General features: G+C 65.8%; 16 protein-coding genes and 1 pseudogene. 8 read left to right on the top strand and 9 right to left on the bottom strand.

Annotated elements, in window-relative coordinates; all coding sequences use genetic code 11:
- Window positions 1–109: pseudogene (locus AC13EK_RS07565) on the bottom strand (IS5/IS1182 family transposase); the annotation flags it as partial.
- A gap of 484 nt (window positions 110–593) precedes the next feature.
- On the opposite strand from AC13EK_RS07565, the gene AC13EK_RS07570 reads away from it, so the two are divergent.
- Window positions 594–1,952, top strand: a complete 1,359-nt coding sequence (locus AC13EK_RS07570) for a glycoside hydrolase family 27 protein (protein ID WP_277788510.1) — start codon at window positions 594–596, stop codon at window positions 1,950–1,952.
- Between the two features lie 115 nt (window positions 1,953–2,067).
- On the opposite strand, the gene AC13EK_RS07575 is transcribed toward AC13EK_RS07570, so the two are convergent.
- Both AC13EK_RS07575 and AC13EK_RS07580 read right to left on the bottom strand, forming a co-directional pair.
- Window positions 2,068–3,735, bottom strand: a complete 1,668-nt coding sequence (locus AC13EK_RS07575; protein ID WP_069338731.1) for a M28 family metallopeptidase — start codon at window positions 3,733–3,735, stop codon at window positions 2,068–2,070.
- Window positions 3,736–3,778: 43 nt separating this feature from the next.
- The gene (locus AC13EK_RS07580; RefSeq protein ID WP_004207782.1) at window positions 3,779–4,435 is read right to left on the bottom strand and encodes a glutathione S-transferase; all 657 of its coding nucleotides are present in this window, start codon (window positions 4,433–4,435) and stop codon (window positions 3,779–3,781) included.
- A 183-nt stretch (window positions 4,436–4,618) separates the two neighbouring features.
- On the opposite strand from AC13EK_RS07580, the gene AC13EK_RS07585 reads away from it, so the two are divergent.
- On the top strand, window positions 4,619–5,842 hold the full coding sequence (locus tag AC13EK_RS07585; protein WP_037522629.1) for a polyhydroxyalkanoate depolymerase: 1,224 nt from the start codon (window positions 4,619–4,621) through the stop codon (window positions 5,840–5,842).
- Window positions 5,843–5,988: 146 nt separating this feature from the next.
- On the opposite strand, the gene AC13EK_RS07590 is transcribed toward AC13EK_RS07585, so the two are convergent.
- A complete protein-coding gene (locus tag AC13EK_RS07590; protein WP_069338730.1) occupies window positions 5,989–7,044 on the bottom strand; it encodes a hypothetical protein in 1,056 nt (351 codons plus the stop codon).
- 138 nt (window positions 7,045–7,182) lie between these two features.
- Between AC13EK_RS07590 and AC13EK_RS07595 the strand changes: the two genes are divergently transcribed.
- Window positions 7,183–8,112, top strand: a complete 930-nt coding sequence (locus AC13EK_RS07595) for an NAD(P)H-dependent flavin oxidoreductase (protein ID WP_017502408.1) — start codon at window positions 7,183–7,185, stop codon at window positions 8,110–8,112.
- Window positions 8,113–8,278: 166 nt separating this feature from the next.
- Here the strand turns inward: AC13EK_RS07595 and AC13EK_RS07600 are convergent, their stop codons facing one another.
- Together AC13EK_RS07600 and AC13EK_RS07605 are read right to left on the bottom strand one after the other, a co-directional pair.
- On the bottom strand, window positions 8,279–9,163 hold the full coding sequence (locus tag AC13EK_RS07600) for an alpha/beta fold hydrolase (RefSeq protein WP_069338729.1): 885 nt from the start codon (window positions 9,161–9,163) through the stop codon (window positions 8,279–8,281).
- A 120-nt stretch (window positions 9,164–9,283) separates the two neighbouring features.
- Window positions 9,284–11,245 (bottom strand): hybrid sensor histidine kinase/response regulator, encoded by a 1,962-nt coding sequence (locus tag AC13EK_RS07605; RefSeq protein WP_483022153.1) that lies wholly within the window; start codon window positions 11,243–11,245, stop codon window positions 9,284–9,286.
- A 147-nt stretch (window positions 11,246–11,392) separates the two neighbouring features.
- Between AC13EK_RS07605 and AC13EK_RS07610 the strand changes: the two genes are divergently transcribed.
- From AC13EK_RS07610 to AC13EK_RS07625, 4 genes are all read left to right on the top strand, one after another.
- Complete coding sequence (locus AC13EK_RS07610; RefSeq protein WP_069338727.1) at window positions 11,393–12,319, top strand: sugar kinase; 927 nt, start codon at window positions 11,393–11,395, stop codon at window positions 12,317–12,319.
- A complete protein-coding gene (locus tag AC13EK_RS07615) occupies window positions 12,316–12,588 on the top strand; it encodes a hypothetical protein (protein ID WP_069338726.1) in 273 nt (90 codons plus the stop codon). Before AC13EK_RS07610 ends, AC13EK_RS07615 begins: the two co-directional genes overlap by 4 nt.
- Before the next feature lie 62 nt (window positions 12,589–12,650).
- Window positions 12,651–13,244, top strand: coding sequence for a TetR/AcrR family transcriptional regulator (locus AC13EK_RS07620; protein WP_069338725.1), 594 nt, complete (start codon window positions 12,651–12,653; stop codon window positions 13,242–13,244).
- Window positions 13,245–13,347: 103 nt separating this feature from the next.
- Window positions 13,348–15,084, top strand: a complete 1,737-nt coding sequence (locus AC13EK_RS07625) for an acyl-CoA dehydrogenase family protein (protein WP_069338724.1) — start codon at window positions 13,348–13,350, stop codon at window positions 15,082–15,084.
- Here AC13EK_RS07625 and AC13EK_RS07630 read toward each other — a convergent pair.
- From AC13EK_RS07630 to AC13EK_RS07640, 3 genes are read right to left on the bottom strand one after another with little or no spacing between them, the layout of a single operon-like run.
- On the bottom strand, window positions 15,081–15,902 hold the full coding sequence (locus AC13EK_RS07630; RefSeq protein ID WP_037522613.1) for a universal stress protein: 822 nt from the start codon (window positions 15,900–15,902) through the stop codon (window positions 15,081–15,083). The genes AC13EK_RS07625 and AC13EK_RS07630 overlap by 4 nt on opposite strands.
- A 54-nt stretch (window positions 15,903–15,956) precedes the next feature.
- Window positions 15,957–17,582, bottom strand: a complete 1,626-nt coding sequence (locus tag AC13EK_RS07635; protein ID WP_069338723.1) for an ATP-binding cassette domain-containing protein — start codon at window positions 17,580–17,582, stop codon at window positions 15,957–15,959.
- The gene (locus AC13EK_RS07640) at window positions 17,579–19,093 is read right to left on the bottom strand and encodes an ATP-binding cassette domain-containing protein (protein WP_069338722.1); all 1,515 of its coding nucleotides are present in this window, start codon (window positions 19,091–19,093) and stop codon (window positions 17,579–17,581) included. The genes AC13EK_RS07635 and AC13EK_RS07640 overlap by 4 nt, the downstream gene beginning before the upstream one ends.
- 143 nt (window positions 19,094–19,236) lie before the next feature.
- On the opposite strand from AC13EK_RS07640, the gene AC13EK_RS07645 reads away from it, so the two are divergent.
- Window positions 19,237–20,817: a cytochrome ubiquinol oxidase subunit I gene (locus AC13EK_RS07645; RefSeq protein WP_069338721.1), complete on the top strand. Its 1,581-nt coding sequence runs from the start codon at window positions 19,237–19,239 to the stop codon at window positions 20,815–20,817.
- Window positions 20,818–20,824: the final 7 nt, after the last annotated feature.

Raw genomic sequence — 20,824 nt, forward strand, 5'->3', positions numbered from 1 at the left:
TCCCGCTGATGATCCGACGGTCGTCCACCCGTGGCACCCCGTGCGATAGCGGAAAATATGGCTCGATCCGGCGCATCTGCGCCTCCGACAACCAGAGCAGGTCACTCATCACGACGTCTCCTCACGCCGTCATTGAATCAATCCTTCGCTATCACCGCAAGCGATTTAATAGGTCCTGAGCCTAGAGCGACCAAGAACCGCCCATCCCATCATCGTCACCCTGAACTTGTTTCAGAGTCCATTCCTCTCAATAGATCAATGGCTTGTTAGGCTTGATGGATGCTGAAACAAGTTCAGCATGACGTTGGTGGGATGGCCGTAAGCCACCCCACCAACGTCATCTAGCGAAGTCGAAGCGAGGCGCGTGCCTCGCTTCGAGGATCTCACTGTCTTCTGGGTTCTGAGAAGAACAGAGAGATGCCAGCCTTCGCTGGCATGACGAAATAGGGAAGTTTCCGCTAGCCGCTCATCTTGGTCTTTTGATGGGTGGCGCACTTGTCCAGGCGGCTTGGAGCCGGATGTCTCGACAGGCTCGAAACGAACGGCTGTTGCTATTTTTGTCGCCTTCCTATTAACTCCGACAAATGATGAGGATGACATGGAAGGCCAGCCGCCGCGATTTGTTCGCGGGCGGTGTGGCGGGGCTCGTGGCTGCTGGTGCAGTGCGGGCGGGGGCAGCTCCGGCGGAAGCGGGAAAAGCGGTGCTGGCGCCGCGTCCGCCGATGGGATGGAATAGCTGGAACAGCTTTGCCACCACCATTACCGAGGCCCAGGCGCGCGAGACCGCCGGGATCATGGCGGAAAAGCTGCTGCCCTTCGGCTATGACATCTTCACCGTGGACATTCAGTGGTATGAGCCCGAGGCGTCGAGCTATACCTATAATGCCAAGCCCAGGCCGGCGATGGACGGTTATGGCCGGATGATCCCGGCGCCCAATCGCTTCCCCTCCAGCGCCGGCGGCAAGGGCTTCACCCAGCTTGCCAAGGATGTGCATGCGCTGGGCATGAAATTCGGCATCCATGTGATGCGCGGCATTCCACGCGCGGCAGTGGAACAGAATTTGCCGATCTTGGGGACGAAATATCGCGCGGCGGACATTGCCGACAGGAAGAGCATCTGTAGCTGGAACCCGGACATGTATGGCGTCGACATGACGCGACCGGGTGCGCAGGCCTATTATGACAGCATCTTCCGCCTCTATGCCGACTGGGGCGTCGATTTCGTCAAGATGGACGATATGAGCCGACCCTATGACGCCCATGCGGCGGAGATCGAGGCGGCGCACAAGGCGATCGTTGCGACCGGGCGGCCGATCATCCTGAGCCTTTCACCGGGCGAGACGCCGGTGATGCGCGGCGACCATGTCCGCAAATATGCGCAGATGTGGCGCATTTCCGACGATTTCTGGGATGACTGGGCGATGCTGGAGGCGCAGTTCACCCGGCTGGAGAATTGGACGCCCTATCGCGGGCCGGGTTCATGGCCGGATGCGGACATGCTGCCGCTGGGGCGGCTGGCGCTGGGCGAGCGCGATACCCGCTTCACCCCGGACGAGCAGCGGACGCTGATGACCCTGTGGGCGATCGCGCGGTCGCCGCTGATCATGGGCGGTGACCTGCGGCATCTGGATGCGGCGACGCTGGCGCTGCTGACCAACAAGGAGGTGATCGCGGTCAATCAGGCGAGCCATGACAACCAGCCCCATTATATCGAGGATGGCGGGCGCATCTGGTCGGCGAAGGCGGAAGGGAGCGCGGATCGCTATGTCGCCTTGTTCAACGTTAGCGACAAGCCGCGCGAGGTCTGGATCAGGCTGCGCGATCTGGGGCTGAACGGTCCGGTGGCGGTGCGCGACCTGTGGGCCGGGCAGGCACTGGGGCAGCAGGCGGACCGGATATCGGTGACGCTGCCGCCGCATGGGGCGGGACTGTATCGGCTGAGCGCTGCATAAGTATCTCCCCTCCCTTTCAAGGGAGGGGATCAAGGGGTGGGTGGCGAACGAAGTGAGCCTCCTGCGGAGGCTACCCACCCCCGGCCCCTCCCTGGAAGGGAGGGGAGTAAGGGGCTTACTTCCGGACCGCCGCGCTCTTGTCGCGGATGGCCTTGAATTCGGAGCCGGTTTTCCATTCGGGCCAGCGGGCCGAGAAGGCAAGGTCGCGGCCGATGTCATACATCAGGTCCACGTCCTGCGCGGCGCCGTCCAGCTTCCATGTATCGTCGACCGCGTCGCAGGCCTGGTGATAGCATTTGCCGGTATAGGCATCGATCCATGCCTGGCCGGCGGCGCGGCCGCCGTCGACCATGTCGGATGCACCGGCAAGGCCCATCATCAGCAGCACGGGCACGCCGCGCTTGGCCATGGAGAAATGGTCGGCGCGGTAGAAGAGGCCGCGTTCGGGCAGGCTTTCCTGGGTGATGACGCGACCCTGTTTGGCGGCGAACTTGGCGAGATCGTCCTCCAGCACATTCTGGCCCTTGCCGATCAGGATCACGTCCTTGGCCTTGCCGGCGGTCTGGAGCACGTCGATGGTGAGGTTCGCGACCGTCTTGTCGAGCGGATAGACCGGGTTCTGGGCGTAAAATTCCGATCCCAGCAGGCCGCGCTCTTCCGCCGTCCAGGCGGCGAAGACGATCGAGCGATCGGGAGCGGGGCCGGCCTTGAAGATGCGGGCAATCTCGAACAGGCCGGCCATGCCGAGCGCGTCGTCATTGGCGCCGGCACGATAGATGCGGCCCTGCGCGTCGGGCGCACCCTTGCCATAGGCGTCCCAATGGGCGCCATACATGACCGTCTCATCCGGGCGCTTGGCGCCGGGGATGCGGGCGATGACATTGGCGCTCTTCACCACTTCCTGGGTCACCGGGAAGGCGGCGGAGAAGCTGGCACCCTTGAGTTCGACCGGCTTGAATTTCGCCGAGCGGGCCTGCTTGCGCAGCGCGGCCAGATCCTGACCGGCACCGGCGAACAGCGCCTTGGCCGCCTCGCCCTCGACCCAGCCCTGCACCTGCAGGCTGGTCAGCTTGTCGGCGGGGCGGACGAGATCATAATTCTCGCCGCTGGGGCTGACGACCACGTTCCAGCCATAGCCGGCGCCCGGCGTGTCATGGACGATCAGCGCGCCGATCGCGCCGTGGCGGGCGGCTTCCTCGAACTTGTAGGTCCAGCGACCATAATAGGTCATGGTCTTGCCGCCGAACTTGCCGAACGGGTCTTCGCCCTTCGCGGCTTCAAAGTCCGGGTCGTTGATCAGGAAGACGGCGATCTTGCCTTTCAGGTCCACGCCCTTGAAATCGTCCCAGCCGCGTTCCGGGGCGGAGACGCCATAGCCGACAAAGACCATCGGTGCATTGGCGACGGCGACCTTGTCCTTGGGCTGGAGGGTCGAGAGATAGACCTGCTTGCCGAAGGTCCAGGGGGTGGCGGCGCCATTTTGCGCGACCGACAGGCTTTCCGACTGGCCAAGGCGGGTGTGGAGCAGCGGCACGGTCTGTACCCACTGGCCGTCCGGACCACCCGGTTCCAGCCCCAGTTGCTCGAAGCGGGCGACGAGATAGCCGATCGTGCGCTCTTCTCCCACGGTGCCGGGCGCGCGGCCCTCGAACAGGTCGGACGCCATGGTGCGGACCGACTGTTCCAGCTTGGCCGGATCAGTTTTCGCCGGATCGGTCTGGGCGCTGGCGGGGAAGGAAAGGGTGGCAAGGCCAAGGGCCAGGAGGGGGAGGGCGTGTTTCATGCCCGTGCCTTAACCCCCGCACAGGGCGGGGGAAAGGGCCGTTTCAGAACTCGATATCCAGTTCCTCGATATCATCGGGTTCGGCGCGGGCGGCGTCGATCCATTCGCGCATCAGCGGCCAGCCGTTGATGGTGTCGCAATAGGCCGCCGACCTGGGTGAGAGTGGCACGGCATAGGTGAGGAAGCGCTGCGCCACCGGTGCGAACATGGCGTCGGCCACGGTGGGCTTTTCGCCGAACAGCCAGGGGCCGCCATAGGCGTCCAGGCATTCTGTCCAGATCGTCTCGATCCGCTCGATATCGGGCTTGGCGCCCGAGAAGATCGGGAAGCGGTCATGGCGAACCTTGAGGTTCATCGGCAGGGCAGAGCGCAGATTGGCGAAGCCCGAATGAATTTCGCCCGAGACCGACCGGCAATGGGCGCGGATGATGCGTTCGGCCGGATACATGCCGACCTGGGGATAGAGTTCGTGCAGATATTCCGCGATTGCGAGCGTGTCCCAGACGCTCGCCCCTTCATGGGTGAGGCGCGGCACCAGCACCGATGGCGACAAGAGCAACAGTTCAGCACGATTTTCCGGATCATCGATGGCGATGATCCTTTCCTCCACCTTCAGCCCGGCGAGCCGGCACAAGAGCCAGCCGCGCAGCGACCAGGAGGAATAGTTCTTGCTGGATAGAGTGAGTTCCGCGACGGCCATCCATGCTCTCCCGATACACGGTTCCCGGCCCCCAAACGCAAAATCGCAGGGGCGGTTCCCTGGCAGATATGCCGAATGTTATTTCCCATCATTCATGATGCAGTGCAACATGAAAAGCATGTATAGCGTTTAAGGGAAGAACCGAGTCGTCTCCCCTAGGTTGAACAAGGTTGTTTTGGTAATATGCGAATGCTTTACGACGGTTACCAGGCCATGGAAGACATGCTGGCCCCGGCCCGCTTCGGGGCGCAGATGGCGCTGGCGATGCGCGACCATATCGGTCCGGTCGCCGATTGGCCGATGCCGCGCCGCATGTTCGCCCTGATGGACGTGTTCCAGGGCGCGCGTATGACCCACAAGCGCCCCGCCTATGGCATTGACCGTGTCCAGACCGGCAATGCCGAGGTCGAGGTGCGCGAGGAGATCGTACTCGACCTGCCGTTCGGCGACCTGCTGCATTTCGTGAAGGATGACGTCGAGACCGCCCAGCCCAAGGTGCTGGTGGTGGCGCCGATGTCGGGGCATTTCGCAACCCTGCTGCGCAGCACGGTAGCGACGCTGTTGCAGGACCATGACGTCTATATCACCGACTGGAAGAATGCCCGCGACGTGCCGATGGAAGCGGGGCGCTTCGGTTTCGACGAATATGTCGATTATGTGATCCAGTTCCTGCAGGATATCGGCCCCGGCGCCCATCTGGTGTCAGTGTGCCAGCCCTGTGTGCCGGCACTCGCCGCCGTGGCGCTGATGTCCGAGGATGAGGATGCGGCGACGCCCAGGTCGATGACCCTGATGGGCGGGCCGATCGATCCGCGCGCGGCGCCGACGGTGGTCAACGAACTGGCGAACGAGAAGCCGATCGAATGGTTCGAGGAGAATCTGATCTCTACCGTGCCGTTCCGCTATGCCGGGCGCGGGCGCGAGGTCTATCCCGGATTCCTGCAACTGTCCGCCTTCATGTCGATGAACATGGAACGGCACGGGTCGCAGCATCGCGAACTCTATCAGTTGCTGGCCGACGGCAAGACGATCGAGGCCGACAAGATCAAGACTTTCTACCAGGAATATTTCGCGGTCCTCGACATGACCAAGGAATTCTACCTGGAAACGGTCGACATGGTGTTCCAGCGCATGCTGCTGGCCAAGGGCGAATTGAAGGTCCATGGCCGGGCGGTGAACCCCGGCGCGATCCGCAAGACAGCGCTGCTGACGGTCGAGGGTGAAAAGGACGATGTCTGCGCGGTTGGCCAGACGTCGGCCGCCCATGGCCTTTGCACCGGCCTGCGGCCGCATCTGAAGCGCCACCATCTGCAGCCGGGCGTTGGCCATTATGGTGTCTTTTCCGGCAGCAAATGGGAAAAGCAGGTCTATCCCCAGGTGCGCAACATGATCCTGGCGATGAACTGATCCTCCCTGCTTGCGGGGAGAGGGACCGCGCCCGGAGGGCGTAGCCCTCATGACTATCAAGCCGAATTGGGAAAGGGCGCGCCAACTGGCACGCCCCCTCCACCACCGCCGTTGGCGGTGGTCCCCCTCCCCGTGCCGGGGAGGAATTAGGCGGCTGCGCGATTGAGATAGGGCAGGCGGCTGGCGAGCGCCGGCGGCAGGCCGGTGACGATCGTGGCGCGGGTGCGGTGCCAGAAGGCCGAGAGCAGCAGCAGCGTGCCGCCGATCACCAGCGCGGTGAGCGCGGCGGACAGTTCGACCGCGCCGACCTTCTGGAACAGGCTGTAGAGCGCATAGAGGACGTAGGCGAGGCTGGAGACCAGCAGTGCGCGGCGGTCGATCGCCAGCGCCACCAGGCCGAAGGCGAGATAGAGCAGGATCACCAGGAAGGCCTGTCCCGCATCGACCAGCCCATGGGTGATGCCCAGCAACTGGAACAGCGAATGGGCGATCATCGGTGCGGCGGTCAGGTGCAGCCAGAAGGCGACGTCGGAGCGGCGGCTGGTGCGGCCCGGATCGCTCATGTCCCAGCGCATGGCGAGGGTGAAGATGGCGAGGCCGGCGACCAGCAGCAGGATGAAGGGCAGGGTGTGGCTGAACGGGATCAGCCACATGGCAAGGCCGCCAACGATCGCGGCCGCGCCGGCAGCACCGGCGGCGACGGTGATCGGCACCATGAAGCGGCGCCAGTGGAACCAGGCGGCGATCGCGGCGCTGAGGCCGGCGAGCGAGGCGACCAGACCCGCGCCGTCATTCTGCGCGTCCGGGATCAACGGTCCGATCAGCAGCGCTGCGGTGAAGGCGATGCCGCCGACAAAGGCGAGCAGCAGCAGGATCGAAGGCAGCGCCATGCGCAGGCGTCGCGTGAAATATTCGGCCAGGCCCCAGGCGGTGCCGGCGACGAACAGGCCGGACACGAAGGAGGGCTGGTGCGGGGTGGTGATGCCGAGGTGAACCTCGTTGCCGAGTCCCGCGACCGCGACCAGCAGGATCACCGAGGCGATGGCGACGAAAATATCGTTGAAGCCGGTCAGCAGGCGAAAATGTTCCTCGTCCACCGAACTGGCGCGCAGCCGGGCGACATGGTCGCGCAGCGCCTGGGCGCTGGCGGGCGTCAGCGCGCCGGCCGCTACGGCATCTTGCAGATCGCTCTCGCTATACATTCTGGGGCACTCCTTGTCCGGCCTGGATCGGGATCATAGCATTACTGTATTGCTTGAGCAATACGGTTGATTTTGGCCTTTTTCCGGGCACGGAGCGATGATAGCGCGGTTCGAACAGATAAAGGAGAGACCCCGATCATGACCCTGCCGGCTTCGCTTCAAGGCCGTTTGTCCCTGCCGCTGATCGGGTCGCCGATGTTCATCATCTCGCAGCCGGAACTGGTGATTGCCCAATGCCGTGCCGGCATCGTTGGCGCCTTTCCGTCGCTCAATGCGCGCCCGTCCGGCACGTTCGAGGCCTGGTTGCAGCAACTGGGGGCGGAATTGACCGATCAGGACGCGCCCTTTGCCGTCAACCTGATCGTCCATCGCACCAATGCGCGGCTGGAAGAGGATCTGGCGCTGTGCGTCAAATATAAGGTGCCGATCGTCATTACCTCGCTGGGCGCGCAGGAGAAGGTGAATGAGGCGATCCACAGCTATGGCGGCATCGTGCTGCACGACGTCATCAACAATGTCTTTGCCAGGAAGGCGATCGAGAAGGGCGCCGATGGCCTGATCGCGGTGGCGGCGGGCGCGGGCGGGCATGCCGGCACGCTGTCGCCCTTTGCCCTGGTCCAGGAAATCCGCGAATGGTTCGACGGGCCGCTGGCGCTGTCGGGCGCGATCGCGACCGGCCGGTCGATCGCGGCGGCGCGGATGATGGGCGCGGACCTTGGCTATATGGGGTCGCCCTTCATCGCCACGACCGAGGCGAATGCGCTCGACGCCTACAAGGACATGATCGTCGACAGCGCATCGGCCGACATCGTCTATTCCGACGTCTTCACCGGCGTGCTGGGCAATTATCTGCGCCCCAGCATCGTCGCGTCGGGACTGGACCCGGACAAGCTGCCCAAGGCGGCCGACATGGATTTCGCGAGCCTCGCCGGCGACAAGAAGGCGTGGCGCGACGTGTGGGGCGCAGGCCAGGGTATCGGCGCGATCAAGGCTGTGCAGCCGGCGGGCGCCTTCATCGCCCAGCTGAAGGCGGAATATCAGGCGGCGGTTTCGGGCTTCATGGCCTGAGGGCTTGTCTGGAAAAAGCGCTTATGGCGCATCCGCACCAGCCCGCACCCCCACCCGACCGCCCAGACATGGTACCCTGATGGGTGGTCGGGTGGGGGCGCGGGCTGGTGCCGCATCGAAAATGCGCTCTTCCGTGCATTTTCCAGGCAGGCCCTGAGCACGCGCCTCATTCCGCCAGGAAGACACGCAGTTCCTTGATGAACATCTCGAACTGGTCGTGATGCAGCCAGTGGCCGGCATGGGGAAATTCCACCAGCCGGGCCTGCTGGAAATGGGCGATGCGGCCATCCTCGATCGGGTTTGACGCCCAGCTGTCGAGGCCGAGGCACAACAGCGTCGGGCAGGTGATGCGGCGCCAGAAGTCGGGCAGATTTTCGTCTGTGCCGGCCTGGGGCGCGGCGCCGTGCAGATAGGGATCGAACTTCCAGCTATAGCTGCCATCCTCGTTCCGGTTCACGCCGTGGAGGGTGAGGTGCAGCGCCTGTTCGACCGACAGATGGTCGTTGCGTTCGCGCATGCGGGCGACCGCGGCCTCGATCGTGGCATAATGGCGCGGCGAGCGGCGAGCGTTGGTGCGGCGGGTGTCGATCCAGCCCTTCCATGTCTCTTCGGTACTGCGTTTGGCCTGTTCGGCGATGCGGTCGGGCGACAGGCCCAGTCCCTCGATCGCGACCACGCGCGCGACGCTGTCGGGGCAGAGGCCGGTATAGCGCAGGCTGATCGATCCGCCGAGCGAATGGCCGACGATGGTGACCGGCCGGCGATCGAGCAATTCGACCAGCTGGGCCAGGTCATAGACATAATTGGCCATCATGTAGGAGCCGTCCGACGACCAGCCGCTGTCGCCATGGCCGCGCAGGTCGGGGCAGATGACATGATAGTCGCGGGCGAGCGAACGCGCGGTCCAGTCCCAGCTGCGTGCATGGTCGAAACCGCCATGGACCAGGATCAGCGGCGGCGCCGATGGGTTGCCCCAGTCGAGATAGTGAAGCCGCGTCCGCAGGGATGTGAAGAAATGCGATGTCGGCGTCGGCTGTGTGGCTTTGTTCATGCGATCCTGTGGAGTTGCTGGCGGTCAGGATGCAATTGCCATCGGCCATGCGCATGACGATGGCAAGACATAAGGCCAAGAAAATATGTGAAATTCTGTCACATATTGTCGGGGATGACTTCAGGGATGGCTATCGGTGCCGATGGGAACCAGTCGGCGGAGAGCGCTGTCGTGGCGGATGCGGTGGACCATCATCGCCAGTTCCGCCTGACGGAAAGGCTTGTCGAGGCGCAGGCGACGGCTGGCATCAGCGGGCAGTTCGGCATAGCCGGTGATGATGAGCACGGGCAGGTCGGGATAGGCCTGCTCGATCGCGTCGGCCAGTTGCGCGCCGGTCATGCCGGGCATGGCATGATCGGTGACGACCAGATCGATGCGCCCCTGCTCCAGCATGTGCAGCGCTTCTCGCCCCGATCCGGCCTGGAACACGGTATGGCCCATCGTTTCCAGCATGCCGGCGGTATTGGTCAGCACCAGATCGTCATCATCGACCGCCAGGATGACCAGCGGTTCGGTTTCCAGCTCGTCCGGTTCGCACGGGATGGCCGTCCGCTCGTTGCTGGCGTCAGTCAGGGCGACGGGTAGCCAGATGGACACGCTGGTCCCCTTGCCGGGTTGGCTGGCGATGGTCATCGCGCCGCCGCATTGCTGGGTGAAGCCATGGATCATCGACAGGCCAAGGCCGGTGCCCTTGCCCACCCCCTTGGTGGTGAAGAAGGGTTCGCGGGCACGGGTCAGCGTCGCCTCGTCCATGCCTTCGCCTTCGTCCGTGACGGTCAGTCGGATGAAGCTGCCGGCGGCGAGGTCGGGCTGGTCACCCAGCGCCAGGGTGATTTCGCTGCCCTCGATCAACAGGCGGCCCCCGTCGGGCATGGCGTCGCGCGCATTGACCGCCAGATTGATGAGCGCCAGTTCCAACTGGGCCGGGTCGGCATGGGCCGGGCGCAGCGACAGCGGGAAGCGCGTCTCGATCGCGACGCTGCTGCCGATCGTGGTTTTCAGCAGATCGGCCATGCCATGGATCAGGCCGATGCAGTCGACCTGTTCCAGCTTGAGTTCCTGCTTGCGGGCAAAGGCGAGCATCCGCTGGGTCAGGGTGGCGCCGCGATCGGCGGCGGTCATGGCATTGTCGAGATAGCGGCTGATATCGGCGCCGGCCGCAAGACGCTGCCGCGCGAGATCGAGGCTGCCGACGATCACGGCCAGAAGATTGTTGAAATCATGGGCGACGCCGCCGGTCAGCTTGCCGATGGCGTCCATCTTCTGGCTCTGGAAGATCGCCTCGCGCGCCTGTTCCAGCGCCTGGGCTGCCTGGCGCCGTTCGGTAAGGTCGCGGGTGATCTTGGCAAAGCCCAGCAGTTCGCCGGCGGAATCGCGGATCGGATCGATCACGACGCTGGCCCAGAAACGGGTGCCATCCTTGCGGATGCGCCAACCCTCCGCCTCGAATCGGCCTTCGCGCTGGGCGGTGTCGAGCGCACGGGAGGGGAGGCCCGCCATGCGGTCTTCCTCCGAATAGAAGCGGGCGAAATTCTGGCCCATAATCTCTTCGGCGCTATAGCCCTTGAACCGTTCGGCACCGCTGTTCCAGCTGGTGATCGTGCCGACCGGGTCGATCATGTAGATGGCATAGTCGGTGACGCTCTGCACCAGCAGACGGAAGCGTTCCTCGCTGCGGCGCAGTTCCTCCTGCGCGGCGCGACGTTCGGTCAGGTCGCGGGTAACCTTGGCAAAGCCGAGCAGATGGCCGGCGGGGTCGCGGATCGGATCGATCACCACATTGGCCCAGAACCAGGTGTCATCCTTGCGCAGGCGCCAGCCTTCCGCTTCGAACCGCCCTTCAACCTCGGCAGTGCGCAGCACGGCGGCGGGCACATGGGCGGCGCGGTCCTCCTCTGTATAGAAAGCGGAGAAGTGCTGGCCGATAATCTCGTCGGCGCTGTAGCCCTTGATGCGCTGCGCCCCGCTATTCCAGCTGACGACGAAGCCGGCCGGGTCGAGCATGAAGATCGCATAGTCGGTGACGCTCTGGACCAGCAATTCGAACCGGTTGACCGGCTGGCCTGTCTCTATCGTCCCCATTTCCGCCCCTGACATTTTCGATCCTATATCTTTGCCTATGGCAAACGCGGCACGATGCAATCTGTTCCGCCATATGGGACGGGATCGCAACGGCTTGACTTCATGGGGCAGGCCCCGCACGACGCTGCTGCAATCAGAGAGGATCACATGGCAAGCGACGCGACTATCACCGTCATCGGCGAGGCAATGCTGGAACTGAGCCGGGGCAGCGGCGATGGCTGGAACCTGCGCTATGGTGGCGATGTCATCAACACCGCGATCCATCTGGCTCGTGCGGGTGACAAGGTGCGCTTTGCCAGCGCGATCGGCGCCGATCCGATGAGCGAGGATCTGCGCAAGGCTTGGGAAGCGGAAGGGGTCGATACCGGCCTGCTGATCGGCGCTCCAGGCCGGACCACCGGCCTCTATGCGATCGAGACGGATGAGACCGGCGAGCGCAGCTTCCATTATTGGCGCGGCGAAGCGGCGGCGAGGGCGATGTTCGACCTGCCCGAAAGCGGCGCCATGGTTGATGCAGCCGCCCAGTCGGACCTGCTCTATTTTTCGCTGATCACGCTTGCGATCCTGCCCGATGCCGGCCGTGAGGCGTTGCTGGCGCTGTGCGAACGGGTGAAGGCACGGGGCGGCCGGATCGCCTTCGACGGCAATTATCGGCCGCGCCTGTGGAGCGACGCCGCGACTGCGCGGGCCTGGCGCGACCGGGCGATCGCACTGTGCGACATCGGCCTGCCGACCCTGGCGGACGAGGTCGAAATGGGCGAGGCGGATGATGCCGCCGACGCCGCGGCCCGCTGGGGCGCGGGTGAGGGCCGCGAGATCGTGGTCAAGCTGGGCGCCGAAGGCTGTCTGGTCGGTGGCGTGCTGGTGCCGCCGCCGGCGCGGGTCGATGTCGTGGATTCGAGCGGTGCGGGCGATGCCTTCAACGGCGGCTATCTGCATGCGCGGCTGGCCGGCGCTGCGCCGGCCGAGGCGGCGTTGGCCGGGCACCGGCTGGCCGGCTGGAATATCGGTCGGCGCGGTGCGATCCCGGCGCGTGATGCCGATGCGCCCTATGGCATGCAGGTGCCGGCATGAAACCGGTCGAACGCGCCGCCAGAGCCCTGTGCCGATTGGACGGTCATCCGCGCGATGGCGTATCGGAGGCGGACATGCCCTGGGAAGACTATCTGCCCCAGGTTCGCGCCGTGCTGGAAGCGTTGCACGAACCGAGTGAATGGATGGCCGAGGCGGGCGCCGAACTGCTTCGCCATGTCGGTGCGGGCGAGGGCGAGCAGGGCTATCGCCAGGATGCGGCCGACATATGGCGTTACATGCTCGATTCGATGGTCAAGGATATTGGCTGACGCATGGGCGCAGGATGCGGGGTGCGATGGCCCGTGGTCCCGCCCTGTGCTAGCGCGCTGACATGACGACCGGGGATGCCGCATCGGCAGGCGGGCGCGACGAAGGGTCGGGCCGCCGCCGCCAGATATTGGAAATCGCCGCGCAGCTTTTTGCGCGCAAGGGCTATCGCGGCACGTCGATGCGCGACATTGGCGAGCAGGCCGGGGTGCTGGGCGGATCGCTCTACCACCATATCAAGTCGAAGGACGCGCTGTTCGTCGAACTGCATAATGGCGCGCTGGATGCGGCCGAGGCGCGGATCGCGGCGGCGGTCGCGACACAGGCCGATCCCTGGGCACGGCTGGAGGCGGCCTGCGCCAGCCTGCTGGATATCCAATTGGCGGCGGATTCGCTGACCATGCCGATGATGAATGATTTTCGCGCCGTACCGGATGGCGTGCGCGATCAGCTTGTGGCGCGCCGCGACCGGTTCGAGCAATTGTTTCAGGATCTGGTGGCGGCGCTGCCGCTGCCCGTCAACATCGACCGTTCGCTCTATCGCACGCTACTGCTCAGCCAGCTCAATTCGGCGGCCGACTGGTATCGCGATGGCCGGTTGACGCGGGCGCAGATCTCCGCGCAGATCGTCGCCATTTTTCGCCACGATCGGTTATAGTCAGGGCATCAGCGGCGCGCGTCCCAGCGGCAAGGATGCCGTGTGCGTTTGACTGTAACAGATGTTTGGTATAGCTGATCCGCAGCAATATTGGAGAGGTTCGATGTACAGCTATGTTCCGCCGATCGACGATTATCGCTTCCTGCTGAGCGAGGTGCTGGGCTTCGACCAGGCGATGGCGGAGCTGAACAAGGATGTCGACGCCGACCTGGCCGTGACCGTGCTGGACGAGGCCGGGCGCATGTGCGCCGAGCGCCTGGCGCCGCTCAACCGCGAAGGCGACGAGCATGGCAGCCAGTTGATCCACGGCGCGGTGCGGACGCCGCCCGGCTTTGCCCAGGCCTATCGCGACTTTGCCGATGCCGGCTGGGCGGCGCTGTCGGCCGATCCCGACCATGGCGGGCAGGGGCTGCCCTTCATCCTACAGCTGTGGCTGGACGAGATGCTGTCGGCCGCGAACCTGTCCTTTGGCCTGTTCCCCGGCCTGACCCGTGGCGCTTGCGAGGCGATCGCCGCCCATGCCAGCGAGGAACTGAAGGCGACCTATTTGTCGCGTATGGTGAGCGGCGAATGGACCGGCGCGATGGCGTTGACCGAAAGCAGTGCGGGCACCGACCTTGCCCTGCTGAAAACCAAGGCCGAGCCGCAGGGCGATGGCAGCTATGCGGTGACCGGCACGAAGATTTTCATCTCGTCGGGCGATCATGATTTTGGCGGCAATATCGTCCATCTGGTGCTGGCGCGCCTGCCCGATGCGCCGGCCGGGGTGAAGGGGATCAGCCTGTTCCTGGTGCCCAAATTCCTGCCCGGCGCGGATGGCGCCTTCGATCAGCGCAACGGCATGTCGGTCGGCGCGCTGGAGAAGAAGATGGGTATCCATGCCCAGCCGACCTGCGTCATGAATTATGACGGCGCGACCGGCTGGCTGGTGGGTGAGGCGCATCGCGGCCTGGCCGCCATGTTCACGATGATGAATGCCGAGCGGCTGATGGTCGGCATCCAGGGACTGGGCATCGCTGGCGCTGCCTATCAGCAGGCGGCGGGCTATGCCAAGGAACGGCTGCAGGGTCGCAGCGCGGACAATGCGCGCGCGCCGGTGGCCATCATCGAACATGCCGATGTCCGCCGGATGCTGCTCAATATCCGCAGTTTCGTGGAGGCCGGGCGCGCGCTGGCGGGCTGGACCGCGCTGCAGCATGACCGGTCGCAGCACCATGGCGATGCCGGCGAGCGCGCCAGGTCCGACGCGCTGGTGGCGCTGCTGACGCCGGTGGTGAAGGCATCCTTCACCGATTTCGGCTTCGAAAGCGCGGTGCAGGCGCAGCAGGTCTTTGGCGGCCATGGCTACATCCGCGAATGGGGCATGGAACAATATGTGCGCGATGCGCGCATCGCCCAGATCTATGAAGGCACCAATGGCGTGCAGGCGGCGGACCTGGTCGGGCGCAAGCTGCCTATGGTGGGCGGCGCGGTGGTCGAAGGCTATTTCGCCCTGATCGCGGCCGATGTGGAAGCGGCCGGTGGGAGCGTGATCGCGCGCAGCACCTGCACGGCGCTTGAGGCGCTGCGCACGGCGACGGCGGCCCTGCAGAGCGCGGACACGGATGCAGCCGGCGCGGCGGCAGTCGATTATCTGCGCCTGTTCGCGCTGGTCTCGATGGGCTGGATGTGGACCCGCATGGCGCAGGCGGCCGCGCAGGGCAACAGCCCGCTGCATCAGGCGAAGCTGAAGCTGGCCGACTATTTCGCGCTACGCGTCCTGCCTCAGGCGCAGGGCCTGGCCGCCACGATCGCCGCCGGTGAAGCGTCGATCATGGCGTTGGAGATCGACGCCTTCTAATTGCGCACCATCAACACGTCGCAGGGCGCGCCTTCAAGCAATTCGGAGGCGCGGCTGCCGATCAGCGCATGGACGAAGCCGCTGCGACCATGGGCGCCCAGCACCAGCAGGTCGATATCGCGCTGTGCGATCAGGGTCGGCAGGACCTCGCCGGCACGTCCCTCGATCAGTTCGACCTGGAAGGGGCGGGCTTGGCCGGCCAGTTCCGGACGCGCGGCAAATTCGGCGCTTTCCCGTTCCGCTTCCGACCGGGCGAAGGCCAAGGTCTGGTCGGGATCGAGGCGGGAGGGGAAGCCGCCATCATAGACATGGACCAGATCGAGCCGCGCCTTGGGAAACAGCATCGCGGTCATCTGCACGGCATGGAGCGAACAGTCGGAAAAGTCGGTTGCGATCAGGATGCGCCGATAGGGATGGCGCGGCCGTTCCTTGACCACCAGCACCGGCACGGGCGAACGCCGGACCAGATAGTCGACCGCCGTGCCTAGGATGAAGTCGCCGACATGATTGTGGCGCGCCGGGCCGACGACGATCACCGCGCTGCCCCGCTCCTTGCCCAGTTCAGCGATGGTTTCGGGCGCACGGCCCTGGATCAGCACCGGTTCGACCGGCGCGGCGACGCCCTCGGTCAGCTTGGCGATGACTCGTTTGGCTCGATCGGAGGCGCGGGCGACATGGGCGGCATCACCCTTGTCCAGCGCATGGGCGACGAGCAGCGTACCGCCCAGATCGGTCGCCAGTTCGACGGCCCGGTCAAAGGCCCGGTCGCTGCGGGCGGTCAGATCGGTGGCGATGAGGATTGTTGGCGGCACGAACATCTCCCTCTTGTGTCGGGCGGTGGCTAAGCGCTTGCAAGACAAAGCCTATCATCCTCACGCCGCGCTTGCCACTCCGGGTAGACCCTGGCCCGGCAGGGGGGCGATGGCCGACACCGGCACCTGTCGGTCGGTCAGCGTGAGTGGCGCGGGGCGGTGCGAAATCAGGATCAGGCCGGTGCCGGTCCGGTCGAGCCAGATGCGCAGCCGGCTGATCAGAAGCGCCTCGGTCGCGGCATCCAGCCCCTCGGTCGGCTCATCCAGCAACAGCCAGGGACGGCCGGTCAGCAGCGCGCGTGCCAGCGACAGCCGCTTGCGTTCGCCGCCTGACAAGGTGCCGCCGGCTTCGCCCAGCCGATAGTCGATCCCGCCGGGCAGGCTGGCGATGCGCTGGTCGAGACAGGCGACATGCAGCGCATCGGCCATATCGGCCGCATCGATGCCGGGCCGGGCGAGGCGCAGATTGTCGGCGATGCTGCCGGCCAGCATCGGCGCGTCCTGGGGCGAGAGGGCGAACTGGTCACGCAGTTCCGTCCCGGAGCAGGCTACCAGCGGATGGCCGCCAAGCGCGACATCGGCCGTGACCGGACGCAGGCCGGCCAATCCCTCCGCAAACAGGCTCTTGCCCGAACCGGAGCGGCCAGTAACGGCGACGCGCGCACCGGGGCGCAATTCGACGTCGCCCAATCGGATGACTTGGGCTGTCGCGGCGGATGGCGCAGGCGCATCGTCCAGCGGCAGTGCATCAAGCGCGGCCAGCCGGGCAAGGCCGGCATCGACGCTGGCCTGGCGGAAGGCGGTGCGCGACAGCCCGGCCATCGCCTCCACCGCGCCGGCGCTGGCCAGCAAGGCAAGCGCGACCAGCGGCGCGGGGGCATCGGCGCCGAGCAGCACCAGCATGACCGACAGCGCGCTATAGGCCGCGAGCAGGGCGGCCTGCACGCCTTCGCCGATGAACAGGCGGGCGCGTGCCCGGTCGAGCCGGCGCGTGAGCGGTGCCAGTTCGGCCATCACCCGGTCACCCAGCCCATAGGCCGCGATTTCTGCGCGGGCGCTCGCGAGTTCGACATAGCGCGCGCGGAGCGCGCCGAGCGCATCGGCGGCCTGCTGCGCGGGGCCTTCGGTCAGGCGGCGGGCGAGGCTGCGCAGCAAGAGCGGCAAGGCGGCGAGCATGACCGCCAGCAGCAGGGCCGACAGCCAGCCGCCGCTCGCCGCCAGCATCACGCCCGCCAGCGCGGCCATCAATCCGGCGATCCGGCTCGGCCGGCGCACCACCAGATCCTCCAGCGCGTCGATGTCGCCGGTCAGCCGCGCGGCGGCGTCGCCGCTGGACAAGGGCAGGGCGGTGCGGCTGTCCTGCGCGGCGAGGCGCGCGAACAGGCTGGCGCGCAGCCCGCCCATGGCTTCGAGCGCGGCGCGGTGCGACCAGAGCCGCTCACCATAGCGCGAGACGGTGCGCAATATGGCGAGCAGCCGGATCGCCGCGCTGGGCACCAGATAGTTGAACGCCTGCGCGGCGATCGTGCCGGCCGCGCCGGCCATGGCGGCGGCGGTCAGGAACCAGCCGGCCAGCGCCAGCAACGCGATGCCGGCCAGCGCCGCAATGACGGCGCACAGCGTCGCTCGGCGCAACAGCGTGGCGGAGCCTGCCGCCTTGTCGAGCGCGATCCGGATCGGGTTCACAGCATCACCTCCATCCGCGCGGCGGCGGTCAGGCGATGATCGTGGGTGGCGACCAGGATCGCGCGCTCGGCCGACAAGGCGACCAGCAGGGCGATGATGTCGGCGGCGCTATCCGCATCCAGATCGGCGGTGGGTTCGTCGCAGAGCAGAACGGGCCGTTCGGACAGGATGGCGCGGGCGAGGCCGATGCGCCGCCGTTCGCCGCCCGACAGGCCCGTCCCCTGATGATCGATGGCAAGGTCCAGCCCTTCGGGCCGCGCGGCCAGCATCGGCGTCAAGCCGACACGCGCGGCGACCTGCGCGATCTCCGCTCGGTCGGCATCGGGGCGGGCGAGGGCGATATTGTCGGCCAGGCTGCCGGGCAGCAGCAGCGGGCGCTGGGCCGCCCAGGCGATGCGCGCGGGATCGATCAGAGACAGCTCGCCCGAGGCCGGATCAATCTGTCCGGCGATCGCGGCGAGCATGCTGGTCTTGCCGCTGCCGGTCGGGCCGGTGAGGGCGATCAGGTCATGCGGCTTGAGCGTCAGGCTGACCGGGCCGATCCCCGAACCGATGCCGATCCGCAAATCCTTGAGATGGAGGCCATCGAACGGAGGGCTGGCCGGATGGAGCGGGGCCTCCACGTCCGGCAGGGCGGCGGCGATCGCCTTGTCCGCCGCTTCGCCCATCTGCTTGTCATGATAGGCCGCGGCCAGCCGGCGCATCGGCAGATAGAATTCCGGTGCCAGCGCCAGCGCGAACAGCGCGGCGCGCAGGTCCAGTGCTTCGGGCGCGGGGAAGGGTAGCAGGCCAAGCAGCGCAAAACCGCAATAGACCGCGACCAGCGCCACTGAGAGGGCCGCGAAAAATTCCAGCACGGCGCCCGACAGGAAGGCGACGCGCAGCACCGCGCCGGTGCGGGTCGCCACCTCCTGCGCGGCGCCCGCCACCTGCCGGCTGATCCGTGCCTGGGCGCCATGGTGACGGATCAGCGGCAGCGCGCGCAGCCGGTCGACGAACAGGCCCGACAATTCGGCCAAGGCCGCCAGTTGCCGCTCCGCCGCCGCCCGCGCCGCCGTGCCCGCCAGCACCATGCCAAAGGCGAAGGGGAGCAAGGTTGCCAGCATGATCGCGGCGCAAACCCAGCTCGCGGTCGCGACGATCGCGGCGACCAGCAGCGGCCCCAACACCGCCGCCTTGCGGATCGGCAGGAAGCGGGCGCCATGCGCCTCGATCGCGGCGAGATGGTCGATCGCCAGCGTGGCATTCTCGCCCGCCAGCAGCGGTCGGGCCAGCCGTCCGCCCAGCAGCCGGGGCAGCAGCGTCGATCGCCGCGCGGCGACGATGCGCTGGGCCGACCGGATCGCCTGGACATGGGCCAGCATCAGCCCGGTCGCACGCACCAGCCCGCCGGCCAAGAGCAACAGCGGCGGCAGCCAGCCGATCGCGACGCCATCGGCCAGCGCACTGACACCCTGCGCCAGTCCCGCCGCGAAAAGAGCGGCGCCGATGATGTCGATGACCCAACCCATGCCTGCGGTTTTCCCTAGCTAGACCTTGCGTCCCATTCATTTAGGTTTTGCGGCAGAATATAATTTGATCTGTCTCAATGATGTAGCGCCGTCACGTCCATATTTCGCCAGCCAACTTGGTTCAGGGAAGAAAGGAGGTCGCGATGATAAGCATGGCCGTCGTTGAATTATCCAGGCTGCAATTCGCTCTCACAGCTTTATACCATTTCCTGTTCGTGCCCCTGACGCTGGGCCTTTCCTTCATGCTCGTCATCATGGAAAGCGTCTATGTCATGACGGACCGCCCGATCTGGCGGGATATCACTCGCTTCTGGGGCAAGCTGTTCGGGATCAACTTCGTCCTTGGCGTGGCCACCGGCCTCACCATGGAGTTCGAATTCGGCACCAACTGGGCCTATTATTCGCACTATGTCGGCGACATTTTCGGCGCGCCGCTGGCGATCGAGGGCCTGATGGCCTTCTTCCTGGAGGCGACCTTCGTCGGCCTCATGTTCTTCGGCTGGGATCGCCTGTCGAAGCGCGGCCATCTGCTCACCACCTTCATGGTGGCGCTGGGGTCGAACCTGTCGGCGCTGTGGATCCTCGTCGCCAATGGCTGGATGCAGCATCCCACCGGCGCGACCTTCAACCCGCAGACGATGCGGATGGAAGTGACCGACTTCATGGCAGTGATCTTCAATCCGGTCGCCCAGGCGAAGTTCGTCCACACCGTCAGCGCCGGCTATGTCTGTGCCAGCGTCTTCGTGCTGGGGGTCTCGGCTTATTATCTGTTGAAGGGCAAGCATGTCGCCATTGCCAAGCGCTCCTTCACGGTCGCGGCCGCCTTTGGCCTTGCCGCGTCGCTGTCGGTCGTCGTGCTGGGTGACGAAAGCGGTTATGCGCTGACCGAGAACCAGAAGATGAAGCTCGCCGCGATCGAGGGCATGTGGCAGACCGAGCCTGCACCGGCCGGCCTGACCCTGTTCGGCCTGCCGTCCAACAGCGGGCGGGAGACCACGCATGAGATTAAGGTGCCCTATGTGCTGGGCCTCATCTCCACCCGCAGCCTGACCGGCGAAGTCACCGGCATCAACCAGTTGGTCGACACCGCCAAGGTGCGGATTGCCGCCGGCATCATCGCCTATGATGCGGTCGAGACGCTGAAGGTCGATCGCAACGACCTGGTCGCGCGGGAAGCGTTCGAGCGCAACAAGGCGGATCTGGGCTATGCCCTGCTGCTGAAGCGCTTCATCGCCGATCCGCGCCAGGCCGATGCCGCGACGATCGAGAAGGCGGCCTGGAGCACCGTGCCCAATGTGCCGGCGATCTTCTGGATGTTCCGCATCATGGCGGGGCTGGGCTTTGCCTTCATCGCCTTCTTCGCGACCGCCTTTGCCTTCTCGTCGATGCGGCGGTTCGATGCGCGCTGGTTCCTGAAACTGGCTCTGTTCATGATGCCGATGCCCTGGATCGCGATCGAGGTCGGTTGGGCCGTGGCGGAAATCGGGCGCCAGCCCTGGGCGGTGGACGGCGTGCTGCCGACCTTCCTTGCCGCCTCCAGCCTGACGGTGCCGCAATTGTGGACCACCATCATCGGCTTCACCCTGCTCTACGGTATCCTGGCGGTGATCGAGGTGAAGCTGATGCTCGCCACCATCGCCAAGGGGCCGGAACGCTATGTCCCCTGGCGGCCTGACAGCCCCGCCGAGCCGGCGCCCGATTTCCGCGCCGTGCCCGCCGAATGACGCCCGC

The sequence above is a fragment of the Sphingobium sp. L-44 genome (assembly GCF_056859495.1).